The organism is Streptomyces sp. cg40 (assembly GCF_050320165.1).
GTDB classification, from domain to species: domain Bacteria; phylum Actinomycetota; class Actinomycetes; order Streptomycetales; family Streptomycetaceae; genus Streptomyces; species Streptomyces hokutonensis.
In genome coordinates this window covers 10,304,314-10,316,666 of record NZ_CP190128.1, presented here as the reverse complement: position 1 = coordinate 10,316,666, position 12,353 = coordinate 10,304,314, and the positions used below count along the sequence as shown (strand labels likewise).

General features: G+C 70.3%; 12 protein-coding genes. 6 read left to right on the top strand and 6 right to left on the bottom strand.

Going from position 1 to position 12,353, the window contains the following annotated elements; all coding sequences use genetic code 11:
- Window positions 1–4: 4 nt before the first annotated feature.
- Both ACQHII_RS46465 and ACQHII_RS46460 read right to left on the bottom strand, forming a co-directional pair.
- Window positions 5–1,132, bottom strand: a complete 1,128-nt coding sequence (locus tag ACQHII_RS46465; protein ID WP_427924969.1) for a hypothetical protein — start codon at window positions 1,130–1,132, stop codon at window positions 5–7.
- The gene (locus ACQHII_RS46460) at window positions 1,129–2,652 is read right to left on the bottom strand and encodes an FAD-dependent oxidoreductase (protein ID WP_427924968.1); all 1,524 of its coding nucleotides are present in this window, start codon (window positions 2,650–2,652) and stop codon (window positions 1,129–1,131) included. Before ACQHII_RS46460 ends, ACQHII_RS46465 begins: the two co-directional genes overlap by 4 nt.
- 217 nt (window positions 2,653–2,869) lie before the next feature.
- On the opposite strand from ACQHII_RS46460, the gene ACQHII_RS46455 reads away from it, so the two are divergent.
- Both ACQHII_RS46455 and ACQHII_RS46450 read left to right on the top strand, forming a co-directional pair.
- The gene (locus ACQHII_RS46455) at window positions 2,870–3,136 is read left to right on the top strand and encodes a transposase (RefSeq protein WP_427924967.1); all 267 of its coding nucleotides are present in this window, start codon (window positions 2,870–2,872) and stop codon (window positions 3,134–3,136) included.
- Between the two features lie 420 nt (window positions 3,137–3,556).
- Complete coding sequence (locus tag ACQHII_RS46450) at window positions 3,557–3,844, top strand: hypothetical protein (protein WP_427924966.1); 288 nt, start codon at window positions 3,557–3,559, stop codon at window positions 3,842–3,844.
- 354 nt (window positions 3,845–4,198) lie between these two features.
- On the opposite strand, the gene ACQHII_RS46445 is transcribed toward ACQHII_RS46450, so the two are convergent.
- A complete protein-coding gene (locus tag ACQHII_RS46445) occupies window positions 4,199–4,777 on the bottom strand; it encodes a cysteine dioxygenase (RefSeq protein ID WP_427924965.1) in 579 nt (192 codons plus the stop codon).
- A gap of 267 nt (window positions 4,778–5,044) precedes the next feature.
- On the opposite strand from ACQHII_RS46445, the gene ACQHII_RS46440 reads away from it, so the two are divergent.
- Window positions 5,045–6,061, top strand: coding sequence for a LacI family DNA-binding transcriptional regulator (locus tag ACQHII_RS46440; protein WP_427924964.1), 1,017 nt, complete (start codon window positions 5,045–5,047; stop codon window positions 6,059–6,061).
- An 18-nt stretch (window positions 6,062–6,079) separates the two neighbouring features.
- Here ACQHII_RS46440 and ACQHII_RS46435 read toward each other — a convergent pair whose 3' ends face one another.
- Entirely contained in the window at window positions 6,080–8,047 is a 1,968-nt protein-coding gene (locus tag ACQHII_RS46435) for a hypothetical protein (protein ID WP_427924963.1), read from the bottom strand.
- Window positions 8,048–8,312: 265 nt separating this feature from the next.
- Between ACQHII_RS46435 and ACQHII_RS46430 the strand changes: the two genes are divergently transcribed.
- Window positions 8,313–8,630 (top strand): hypothetical protein, encoded by a 318-nt coding sequence (locus tag ACQHII_RS46430; protein ID WP_381256981.1) that lies wholly within the window; start codon window positions 8,313–8,315, stop codon window positions 8,628–8,630.
- Window positions 8,631–8,674: 44 nt separating this feature from the next.
- On the opposite strand, the gene ACQHII_RS46425 is transcribed toward ACQHII_RS46430, so the two are convergent.
- On the bottom strand, window positions 8,675–9,994 hold the full coding sequence (locus tag ACQHII_RS46425; protein ID WP_427924962.1) for a DEAD/DEAH box helicase: 1,320 nt from the start codon (window positions 9,992–9,994) through the stop codon (window positions 8,675–8,677).
- A gap of 254 nt (window positions 9,995–10,248) precedes the next feature.
- On the opposite strand from ACQHII_RS46425, the gene ACQHII_RS46420 reads away from it, so the two are divergent.
- The gene (locus tag ACQHII_RS46420; protein ID WP_019074196.1) at window positions 10,249–10,743 is read left to right on the top strand and encodes a peptidylprolyl isomerase; all 495 of its coding nucleotides are present in this window, start codon (window positions 10,249–10,251) and stop codon (window positions 10,741–10,743) included.
- Between the two features lie 107 nt (window positions 10,744–10,850).
- Here ACQHII_RS46420 and ACQHII_RS46415 read toward each other — a convergent pair whose 3' ends face one another.
- Window positions 10,851–11,018: a hypothetical protein gene (locus tag ACQHII_RS46415; protein ID WP_427924961.1), complete on the bottom strand. Its 168-nt coding sequence runs from the start codon at window positions 11,016–11,018 to the stop codon at window positions 10,851–10,853.
- 154 nt (window positions 11,019–11,172) lie between these two features.
- On the opposite strand from ACQHII_RS46415, the gene ACQHII_RS46410 reads away from it, so the two are divergent.
- Entirely contained in the window at window positions 11,173–12,213 is a 1,041-nt protein-coding gene (locus tag ACQHII_RS46410) for an AsnC family transcriptional regulator (protein ID WP_427924960.1), read from the top strand.
- Window positions 12,214–12,353: the final 140 nt, after the last annotated feature.

Below are 12,353 nucleotides of genomic sequence, written 5' to 3'. Positions count from 1 at the left end.
GGTCTCAGGATCGCACAGGCTCTGTGGTCCGTCGGGACATGGTCGCGCGGAGTACGGCCACGATGAGCCCGGTTGCGGCGACTGTGCACAGCGTGGTGTACCACAGGCTGCCGATAGGTGTGCCCTGCTCGGTGAGGCCATTGGTTGCCGCGAAGTACGCCGGCAGTGCGACCAGCCAGAAGACGATGAGCACGCCGAGGTACAGCGCGGGATAGATCCGCGCGAACAGCGGCGACGCCACCGGAGCCGGATCCGTCCGCCGTGCGCGCCAGGCGTCCGCGAGAAGGCAGAGGCCGATGATCCAGACCAGGGCGAGCTCGGCACTGAGGACGGCCCGCTGGATCCCCAGGTGGTCCCCACCGCGGAAGAGGTTGCTGGGGACACCGGCGACCGCCATCGCCAACGGTGTCAGGGCGCCGGCGGCCACGGTGCGCAGGCTGATCTGCCGGCCGGTGAGCGTGCCCCGGCCGTCCTTCACGCCGACCAGCCGGACGACGAGGTAGGCCATCGCGCCGAAGGACACCGAGGCGAACAGGAACATGCTGCCCATCGGGACCGAGGCGAGTGCCGGCTCGTTGATCCTCTCGTTGCCGGGGTTCCAGGCCCACCACTTCAGCTGAGGTCCGAGCTGATCGAAGATTTCGTAGAACGCCTGGCAGGTGAACGCGACCGCCAGCGAGCCGAGAAGGAGCCCACGTCGCGCAAAGACGCCGAGAGCGCGGACCACCTCGTAGGCGAGCTGCGACAGCGCCGGATAGAAGGCCACGATGTAGAGAGGCAACCGGTCATACATAAACTGCACCGTGAACACGTTGTGGGAGAAAATGAACCCGACGTGCTTCTCCAGGCCGAACCAGCCCGGGAAGTAGAGCGGCGGTTCGATCACCGCCAGGTAGACGAGCGAGGCGAACCACAGAGAGATGTTGACCGGGTCGTCGTCGCGCCGCCACCGCCGCCACGCGTGGACGAGAGCGAACACCGCACCGCCGATGATGAGCAACTCGAGGAACGGCATGGTGCCGTTCGCCAAATTGAACGGGTTGCGGAAGGTCACGACGGGATGCGCGTCATGGCAGGAGAAGCCGAGCCTTTCAGCGAGGCGCTCGGCCGCGGCGTCGCATGAAGAGCTCATTCCTTGCTCCTCGAGTCGGCCTTGGCGAGGTCGGTCCCGGCGTACGGCGAGCTGCCGGCGCGAGTGTGGCCGGTGAAGTCGGTGCCGGGCGGATCCTGCTGGTCGTCGAACCCGCCGGGCACGACCGTGCGTCCGAGCCACTGCCGCACCTTGTAGCGCGCGATGCCGAACCAGAACCGCACATCGGTGGTCATGTCCCTGAGCGACAGGTCGAGGTTGAAGACCTGGGCGAACGTACGCTCGACGTAGGTGTCCTCGCGGCTCGTGGCATTGATGGCGTCGAAGACCGGCCAGCTGATGCGCGCGGCCAGTTTGCGGCGCCAGGGGGCGACGACCTCGCTCCCGGTCGCGAAGTCATATGCCTGGTCACGGGCCATGGCGAGCATCCAGGGCACGTCGAGCGACTTCTTCTGCCGGGCGAGGAACTCGCGGAAGAAGGCGAGGTCGAGGACATCGTGGCCGTGCAGCATCTCGGCGAGGATGAGCGCGGAGCGGGCTGCCGAGCTCATCCCCTGGGCGTAGAACGGGTTGAACGCGCAGATCGAGTCACCGACGCAGACCAGCCCGAGCGGAGGCTGGTCGAGCAGGTCGTAACGGCGCCACTTGTTGCCGGTCGAACGAGTGAGGTGCACCCCGGAGGTCGGAGTGCAGGCATGCGTCGCCTGCCCGAAGGTCCTGGCCCGCACGCGATCCACCGCGGCCTCGAAGGTATCGACCTCCCGCGGCATCCGGATGCCCCACGCCCCCATGCACACGATGGCGCGATCCCCCTCGATGGGGAAGAAGTTGCTGAGGAACTCGTGTTCCTCGGGATGGTCGCCGGTGTCCTGGGTCGGAGTGATGACCAGGTGCTTCCACCACCACGTCGGCGGACGCCGGTCGGCGGGCGGCAGGTCGTACCACCGTGACGTGTAGGTGACCTTGGCGTCGAGGGTCTTCTCCGGTGGCGCCGGCCATCCCGCCGTGCTCAGCCAGTCGGCGACGGAGGAGCCGCGCCCCAGCGCGTCGACGACCAGGTCGGCGGACAGGTGGCCCGAGTCGTCGCCCGCGCGGTACTCGACTCCCCCGACGCGCCCCCGCGCGGTTCCGCCCCCGGTGCAACGAAGTCCGGTGACGGTCACCCCCTCGCGGATCTCGATGGCCGGGAGCTCGCGGACCTTGTCGCGCAGGACCCGCTCGATGAGCACACGCGAGCTGTAGACCATCGTCATCGACCCGGCCTTGCGCGGGGCCCAGCCACTGTTCTCGCAGTACGCCGCGTCCATCGACGGCATCAGACGCATCCCGCCCGCGGCGATCAGTGCCTCCTCGAACCCGGGAAAGATCTCGCCGATCGCGCGACGCCCGGAGTTGAGGAGGAAGTGCGGGTGCTTGCTCTGCGGCACGCCCCGCCGATGCTGTGCGTCCGGCGGGAGCCGGTCCCGCTCCAGGACGATCACCTCGTCGAAATGCCTCGCGAGCACTCCCGCGGCGCACAGCCCCGCCACGCTTCCGCCGAGCACTACGGCTGTCTTCCGCACGCCGCCTCCATTCATACATGTCATGACTGAATGTATGACCGGGCGGAAGGTAACAGGTACGGCCTGAACCTGCCAGCCTTCCCGCGGGACCCCGGGTCCGGCGGAATAACCTCCCAAGATCCAGCCGGGACGACGGCCAGCCGGAACGCCAACGTGACCTTTGCCCCATAAAGTCCCGCCACTCCGCTTCCACCAGCACAGCGGCGCCGTCACGTCCATGGTGAGTTGGGCCCGGACTGGCAGCACGACCTCACGGGACGGGATTGGGGCCCACCTTCAAAGATCATCGGTGGTGAGCCAAGGCGGAGTGACGCGCCGCCACGAACGCACCGATCAGGACTGGGAGTTACTCGCTCCACCGATACGGCGGGCCGCAACCGCCAGGCCGCGGGTGCCGGACTGGCAAGCCGGCAACGGGATGGTCTACAAGATCCGGACCGGGATCTCCTGGCGCGACCTGCCGGAACGCTACGGACCGCGGTAGCCGGTCTGCACCCGCTAGATCGTTCCTTGCAGGCTGTCGTCAAGAGTGCGCCGACGCCTGGGACTCAGCCCCGCCGTTGGGTCACACGTTGAGCACACTGGGTTGGAACTACCCCGGGCCGGTGGGAGTCCCCGACCCCGAACGTATTGATCACCCGTGCGAACGCGTTGCTGAACAATCCCTTTCCGTTGAGGGTTGAGAGCGTTCCCCCCTCCCCCTGTTGCACACGCAGCCGATAGCAATCCGAAGTACAGCTCCACCCGAGACAGGTTCGACGACGTGGATCGGCTACTACAGGCGTCTGCCCGGCAGGTGTGGAACTCCACGACCGGCAGCAGGGTCTGCTGTGGCCGCTACCTGGACAGTCCGCTCGGTCGACGATCGCCCGCATCATCGTCCTCGGCTCAAGTCCCCACCTCGGTGTACCTCGTGCTGTCCGCTTCGAGTGTGGTCGGTCTTGCGGCCTCCGGGATCGTGCCGGGCAAAGTGGTCGCAGTGAACCTCGGCGGCCCGGCCACGCAGATCCATGCCGGGACGTTGGCCCTCGGCGAGACCACACTGCCGCAGCCCTTCAGCCAGGCCGCCGGCACCACAGCCGCCATCCACGCTCAGGCCGAGAATGCGGCGGCCTCGCACTTCTTCGTGGCCGGTCGGTCCAAAGACGAGTCCTTCATTCACCAGACGGACCGGATCGTCTCCCGGGGCTGACAAAGAGCCTCGCGCGTTGCGGGGGCGGCAGCCGCGAACGAGTACCGGCGCTCCCACCGGACTGAGCCCGAGCACGCCACTCGGCACAACGCGGACGAGATGAGCCGCTGCCGCGCCAACGCCACGGGGACCATCCCGTTCTGGCCTCGCGAAGCACGAGGGGCTCCGCGCCCGCTCGCCGGCCATCCACAGATGTCCGTACCACGGACCTCGTCCGTCCGACACGGCTGTTCCGCTCCCCATGTCCCGCCCTATGTTCCGCCCCAGCGCCGCGTACCGGGAGATCCCGGGGAACTGGGACCGCGGCACGACATGCTGCGGGACGGGATCGGTGGCGAACTCGACCGGCCCGGGTCAGACCATGTCGTCCAGCGGGCGCAACTCGTCGGCGTAGGAGACCGAGGTGCGGCGCAGGATGCCGTTGCGGGCGACCGTGTACTGGCCCATCCGCCACAGCGGCGGCGAGTAGGTGTGGATCGACACGCTGCCGGCGTCGCGTCCGGTGAGCCGGTGGATGTGGTCGGGGCCGAAGCAGAAGACCTGACCCGCCGGTACCTCGGTCGCCAGGCTCGGCACGCCGACGGCCAGATTGTGTTCGACGAGTGTTCCCTCGGCCACCGCCACGGCACCGGACGAGACATCGTGGTCGTGCCAGCCGGTGTCGTTCCGCGGCGTCCAGCACAGCACCCACACATCGACATGGGCGTCCCGATACAGAGAGACGTAGTGCCGGTTGTCGTCGTCGTAGGCAACGTGCTCACGCCAACTGCCGGGGTCGGCTGCGATCGACGCGGCCAGCTCCAGCAGTTCCCGCTTGTCCAGGTCGCGGCCCGGGAGCGTGTCGAGAGTGACGGCCGCCCGCACCCCGCGCCACGGCTCGGCATCGCGGGCGGCTGCGGTGTCGAGGTCGTGGGACGGCAGCGGCGCGGTCATGGTCGTACTCCTTCGAGTGGGAGGTGATGTGGATTGCCGGCGGGTACGGCCGGTCTGCGACCCGCACCGGTACGGGCGACCGTGTCGCACCGGACCGACCGCCGCCGCGCACCGTGCTCGCCCACGCCGTCCCTTCGCTTAAGCGCTTCAGTGATGCGTTCCAGTGAAGCGCTTAAGTCGAGCCGGTGTCAATGTGCTCCGGAGGGCCGCTCCGCCCCGGACAGGCAGGAGCGGCGCCCCAGTTCATGGAGTCGTTACACTGACGAGGTGCCAAAACAGCCGCGGCGGATCACCCTGCGCGACATCGCGGAGGAGACCGGGCTCTCCGCCGCCGCGGTGTCGTACGCGCTCCGCGGACTTCAGGTACCACCCGAGACCCAACGGCGTGTCCGCGAGGTCGCCGACCGGCTCGGATATCAGGCGGATCCGATCGCCCGTGCCCTGGCCTCCGGCCGCACGGGGTATGTCGGCGTGCTGTGCGGGTCGCTCGCCGACGTCTGGCAGCAGGACCTCGCCGCCGCCCTGGGCCGCAGGTTTCTCGGTGTCGGCCGGCACGCACTGATCGTCGACGCCTCCAACGACCCCGAACTCGAGGCCACGCTCGCCTCCCAGCTGGCCGACCAGCGGGTGGACGCGCTGATCGTCCTGCCGGTCGACCCGGCCGCCGCGCATTGGAAGGAGGTCGCCCGGCGGACGGTGCTGACGTCCATCGGCGACGGACTGCCGGGGGCGGCCACCGCGGCGGAGGTCGTGTTCGACAACGAGGCCGGGGTCACTGACGCCTTCCACCGGCTCGTCGACTGTGGTCACCGCAGGATCGCCGTCATGACCCCGAGCCGGCCCACCACCCCCGACCGCCCCGCCGAGGTGATCGCCCACAAGGTCGCGCGGAGTCTCGGGCTGGACGTCACACTCCACCCCTCACCGCACGACCTGGACGGCGCCACGGCCGTGGCGCGGACCGTCCTGGGCTCGCCGAATCCGCCGACCGCGTTTCTGTGCCTGGCCGATTCGATGGCCTACGGCGTCTACGCCGGGGCCCGCGAGCTGGGACTCGACGTACCCGACGACGTCTCGGTCATGGGCTTCGACGACCACCCGCTGTCCCGGCTGCTGACCCCGCCGCTGTCCAGCTACCGGTGGCCGGCCGACCTGCTGGTGGACCTGGTGGTCAAACGCACGGTCAGAGCGATCGACGAGAACAAGCTCAGCCGCCGCAAGGTCCTGCCTCCGGCGGCGAAGCCTCGCGGGTCGGTCGCGCCACCGAGGACCGCACGCCCCTAGGGCCGAGGGCCACAGGGCTCAGCCCACGGCGTCCAGGTCTTCGCCCGTGGCGAGTCGCGCCCGCACGGTGATGCGCGGGTTGCGGGACGCCGGTACGGCGAGGGTGCGGGACTGCTTCGTGGCCGTCACGTCTCCACTCACCGAGAGGCTGATGACGGCGCGGCTGCCGGCCGCCAGCGCATACCAGTGACCCTTCGGGGAGCGCCAGCCGCTCGCGGCGACGACATGCTGCCCGAACCGGCTGCACGCCGCGGTCGCACGGGCCCGGGCGACCGTACGGGCCGGTACGGCGGGCGCGTAGCCGCTGGTACGGAAGGAGACCGTCACGTCGCCGGGTCCGCGCCAGGTGTCGGCGCGGGCGCAGGTCCATACGGCGTGGCCGCCTCCGTCGGGCAGGTCCTGTTCGGCGAAGTCCCAGTTGTTGACGGCGCGTACGCCGGTGTCGCGCAGCGACGGCAAAGCGCAGGCCTGGTGGGCCCAGGCCAGCAGTGCCTGGGGGCCGGTGGCCTCGCGGGGCTGGCGGGCGGGCGGTGAGCCGTGGCCGGGCAAGGGGGTGTAGGTGAGGTGCACCGGCGACAGGTCGCCGAGGGGGGCGAGCAGGAACGCGTGGTGTTCGGCGACGCGCGGCGAGGAGCGTAGTTGCAGGACCGGCCGGCTCTCGCAGCTCGCTGTCGCGGGCACGGTCGGGACCGGGTCCGTGACGCCGTCCTTCGAGACGTGCAGCGCGTGAGCCAGGACGTCGGGGCGCAGCAAGTCGCGGGTCCCCGCCTCGGCCACCCAGGGGGCCAGCAGGTAGCGGGCGGTGCCGCCCGCCCGGGTGAGGGTCACGGCCGCCGCCGTGGTGACGTCCGCGTCGTCGACGCGGGCGACGCTCAACTCAGCGTCCCGCGCCGGAGAGCGGGTCTCGCTGTAACGGGCGAGGCGCTGACCGTCGTAGAACAGCACCACCTCGCGGTCGCCGACGTCTCCCGCGTAGAGCAGTTGCGGTGCCGTCGCCGGCGGGACCGCCGTCGTGGCGGGGGCGAGGTGGAGGCGGGTACCGGACCGCGGGTGCGTCCACGCGCTCAGAGCGCGGTCCAGGAGGTCCTGGTCGTGGGCGCGGGAGCCCCTGGTCGGCCAGGCGGTGAAGTCGACCCGCGAGGTGTTGTCCCACACCCCGGCGGCGGTGCGGACCAGGTCCGCCGTACGCGGCATGCTGTGGGCCGCCGGTGTCCCGGGGGCCGGCCGGTGCACCGTACCGTCACCTGTAACGGCCAGGGTCACGACCGTCAGCAGTCCGATCGCGGCGGCCCCCAGGAGCAGCCGGGTCCGGCGGGTGCGGCGCAGCAGGTCGGTGGGGCCGGCCTGGAGGGCGCAGGCGTCGAACTCCTGCGACGCGAGCAGGGCGGCGGGCGATCTGCGCGAGCTCTCCTCCAGGAGGGCCGCGGTGCGCAGGGCGGCGGCCGGGTCCGGTGCGTCCGCCGATTCCAGCAGATCCTGGACGGCGTCGAGGGGCAGTCCGTGGACCGTACGCAGCAGGAAGGCGGCGCGGGCCGCAGCGGGGGCCGCGGACAACCGTTGGGCCAGGGCGAGTTCGTCCGCCCCGCCCGAACGCGGGAACAGCCGCAGCCCCAGGACCAGAGGCAGCCGGGGCCGTAGCACTCCCGGCGGGACGAGCCGTGCGGGCCACATGCGCGGGCGCCGCCCATGGGCAAGCGCGGCGCGCAGCACCTCGACGAGGAGACGGCGTTCTACGGAGTCTCCGGCACCGGACTCCCCGCGCGGCGTGGGGACGGCGGGCGCGGAACGTGCCGTGCCCGCGCGGCGCAGCGCCCGCTGGACGAGGGCGTGCGCCACGAGTACCCGTCGGTGCCGGCCGAGCGAGGCCGGGAGGACGAGGTGCGCCAGACGGACCAGGTCGCCGTACTGCTCGACGAGGACGGACTCGGTCTCCCGGACCCGCGACCTGACAGCCCCGGTACGGGGTCGGAGCGAACGAAGATTCATGGAACGGGACGCTTTCCGGGACGGGAGAGGACGCGGCGAGGTGCCGTTGCGTCAAACGAGTGAATCCCAGACAGGTCACCGTTACCCGCCGCCGAAGGAGACGTCCGCACGTACATGCGGACTGCCGCCTACCAGGCGTGAGGAGTGAACGGCAGCCGTGCCGCGCCTCCGTACGCTCTTCGCCCCGTCCCTCTCGCGCAGGACGATGGCCGGGCCACCACCGGTGAACGAAGCACGTGGGCGCCGGTGGCCGGTCGTACACGACATGAGCGAGGAGCGGACATTGGCTGTGGTGATGTTCATGCGCTGGACGGGTGTCACCCCCGAGCAGTACGACGCCGTGCGGGACACCGTGGGCTGGGAGGAGGCGGCCCCCGCGGGCTCACAGGTGCATGTGGCCTGGTTCGACGACGAGGCGCTCAATGTGACCGATGTCTGGGACTCCGAGGAGGCCTTCCAGACGTTCTTCGCCGAACGGCTGGCTCCCGCCGTCGAGAAGGCCGGCATCAGTGGTCAGCCCGAAAGTGAGTTCCGGCCACTGCACCGCCGCTTCGTCCCACCGGGAGTCGTCGGCGGCGCGTGAACCCGGTGCCGGGCCTCACGGGCCCGGCACCGTCGTCCATGGGGTCAGCGGCCCTTGCGTACCCGGGCCGCCGCGCGGGCTTCCGCGGTCTTGCGGGCCTCGGCGGCCTTGCGGGACTCCTTGGCCGGGCGGCCCGGACGGGTGCCCATGCCGCGGAAGGGGGCGTTGCCGGTGGGCTTCGTCCCCACCGGCGGGCGCTTGGCCCCGGTGATGGCCGTCAGTTTCTCCTCGCCGGAGCGCACCTGTGTGACGGTGGGCCGGATGCCGGCCTCGGTCATCATGCGGTTCACCTCGCGCCGCTGGCCGGCCGTGACCAGGGTGACCACCTTCCCGGACTCCCCCGCGCGTGCCGTACGACCGCCCCGGTGCAGGTAGTCCTTGGCGTCGGCGGGCGGGTCGACGTTGACGACGAGATCGAGCGCGTCGATGTGGATGCCGCGGGCGGCGACGTTGGTGGCCACCAGGACGGTGACCTCGCCGTTCTTGAACTGGGCGAGTGTGTGCGTGCGTTGCGGCTGCGACTTCCCGCTGTGCAGGGCAGCCGCCCTTACCCCGCCGGCCCGCAGGTGACGGGTGAACTGGTCCACTCCGGCCTTGGTGTCCAGGAACATCAGCACGCGGCCGTCCCGCGCAGCGATCTCGGTCGCCGTGGCGTACTTGTCGGCGCCGTGGATGTTCAGCACGTGGTGTTCCATCGTCGCGACCGAGCCCGCCGCCTCGTCGACCGAGGCAAGAACGGGGTCGTGGAGGTAGTTCTGCACCAGCCGGTCGACGTCGCCGTCGAGCGTGGCCGAGAACAGGAGTCGCTGCCCGTCCGAGGGGACCTGGTCCAGGAGGTCCGAGACCTGCGGCAGGAAGCCCAGGTCGCACATCTGGTCCGCCTCGTCCAGCACCGTGATCCGTACGTGGTTCAGGTGGCAGTCGCGGCGCGACACCAGGTCGGTCAGGCGCCCCGGCGTCGCGACGACCAGCTCGACACCGGTGCGCAGCAGCGCCGTCTGCCGGTTGATCGACAGGCCGCCGACCACCGTCGCCAGCCGCACACCGACCGTCCGCGCGTACGGGGTGAGCGCGTCGTCCACCTGCTGTGCGAGTTCCCGGGTCGGCACCAGGATCAGCGCGAGCGGCCGCTTCGGCTCCGCCCGCCGGCCCGCGGTCCGTACGAGCAGCGGGAGCCCGAAGGCGAGCGTCTTGCCGGAGCCGGTCCGTGCCCGGCCCAGCACATCGTGGCCAGCCAGTGCGTCGGGGAGCGTCGCCGCCTGGATCGGGAAGGGTTCCGTCACCCCGAGGTCCGTCATCGTCCCGACCAGCTCGGACGGCAGTCCGAGCGTGGCGAAGGAAGCGGTCGGCGGCTTCGCGTTCATGGGGAACCTTCCTCGGTCTGATGCCCGCAACGCGCCGGGGCCCGCACCCCTTGGTACGGGCCCCGGCGATCTCGAAGCGTTCGTCCACTTTATCAGCGGCCCCAGACCCGGCGTCCTCACTGCGGTACCGACAGTGAGGACGCCGGGTCTGTGGATAGAGTTCTGCTATCAGGGCTATCTGAGGTAACGGTCCGGCGTTCGGCACACGGCCGCGCCGGGCAGTGTGCATCACACCGAAAGTGACAGAATTTATTATGAGCAACGTCTACTTCGACATCACCATCGACGGCGCCCCCGCAGGCCGCATCGTCTTCAACCTCTTCGACGATGTCGTCCCGAAGACCGCCCGCAACTTCCGCGAGCTGGCCACGGGACAGAACGGCTTCGGCTACGCGGGCTCCGGCTTCCACCGCGTCATCCCGCAGTTCATGCTGCAGGGCGGTGACTTCACCAACCACAACGGCACTGGTGGCAAGAGCATCTACGGCGAGAAGTTCGCTGACGAGAACTTCGACCTGAAGCACGACCGCCCGTACCTGCTGTCGATGGCGAACGCCGGCCGCAACACCAACGGCTCGCAGTTCTTCATCACCACCGTCGTCACCTCGTGGCTCGACGGCAAGCACGTCGTCTTCGGCGAGGCCGTCGAGGGCCAGGAGATCATCGACAAGATCGAGTCCCTGGGCTCGCAGTCGGGCGCCACCAAGGCGAAGATCGAGATCGCCGCTTCCGGCGTCGTCGAGGGCTGAGCAGCACTCGGCAACCGCACGACCGGGCCCCGGGGACGATGTCCGTCCCCGGGGCCCGGGTTGTCTCCGCGCTCGGAGGGTGTCGTTCGACACTCCCCTGAACGCTCCTACTGCGCCTCCGGGCGTGGGCGCCAGGTGCCGTCGAGCGGGATGCCGGCGGCCTCGGCGATCCGGTTGCGGGAGGCGAGAAGGCGGGACCGCAGGGCGGGCAGGTCGACTCCTACGAGAACCCCGTCGCGCTTCACCACGCGGCCCGCGACGAGGACCGTGTCCACGAGACCGGGGTGGCCGGCGCTGACGATCGGGTGCGCGGCATGATCATCGAAGGCCTTTTGAACGGCTTCATACCGCTTCGTGCGGCGGGAGACGGGTCCATCCCAGCGGGCGGGCGCACGACTGGGACAGTGCCAGCCGCAACAAAGTGGATTAATGCGCACCCTGGGCCAGAAGGAGAGGCTGGAACGACGAGTGGAAGACGGCAGACCCGGGAATCCGGCGAAAGCAAACCAACCGCTGAACGAGACGGACCGTCGGATCACGGCCGCGCTGCTCGCCTCCCCGCGGGCGTCATGGCGCACGGTCGGGCAGGTCCTGGGGATCTCGGAGCGCACCGTGGTGCGTCGTGCGGCGCCGCTGTTCCACGACCGGACGCTGCGCGCCACCGCCGTACGCAATCCCCTGTGGTTTCCCGATCTGATTCCGCTGGCCCTGCGCATCAAGTGCCGGCCCAGCCGGATCGGCGCCATCGCCGCCACCCTGGCCCGCCGTGCCGACACCGTCTGGGTGGACGTCCTCGGCGGCGGCGACGAGATCTGCACGATCCTGTTCCTGGACGGGCCGGACGCGCGCAACTCGCTGCTGCTGCGCGACCTTCCGGCCACTCCCGCGGTCCAGTCGTGGACCTCGCACCTCCTCCTGCGGGTCTTCCCGGCCGCCTTCGACTGGAGCGGCGGCCTGCTGACGGAGGGCGAGCTGGCCGGCCTGCGGACGGAGCACTCCACCCCGGCCGTCCGCCAAGGACTTCAACCCGTCGACCACGCGCTCGTCGCGTCCCTGATCGAGGACGGGCGGGCCTCCTACGCCGATCTCGCCCGCCGCGCCGACACCACCCCGCTCACCGCCCGGCGGCGGATGGAGGCGCTGGTCGACAACCAGGTGCTCAGGCTCGCGACCGAGGTCGACCTGGCCCGGCTGGGCATCCGTACCGAGGCACTGCTGTGGATCACCGTCGCACCCGGCGGCCTGGAGGAGACGGGTCGCCGACTGAGCCGCCACCCACAGGTCCGCTTCGCCTCCGCCACCACCGGTGCGGCCAACCTCCTCGTGGCGGTCGCGGCCACCGATCTCGACGCGCTCTACCGCTTCGTGAGCGAGACCATCGGAGCCCTCCCCCACATCTCCACCCTGGAGGTGACCCCAATCCTGAGCGGGGTCAAGCGGACCGGACTCGTCCGCCCCGGCAGCCTCTGAACCGACGGCTTCGCGGCGGACCGGCCGCGACGAACGGTACGACCGAATAATTACCAAGCCCGATCACCTGTGACCGTTTCCCGCGAGAGGGTTTGGCGCCGTGCCCGGGCCGTGCAGGATGGGACCGTGGTAGGCAACCT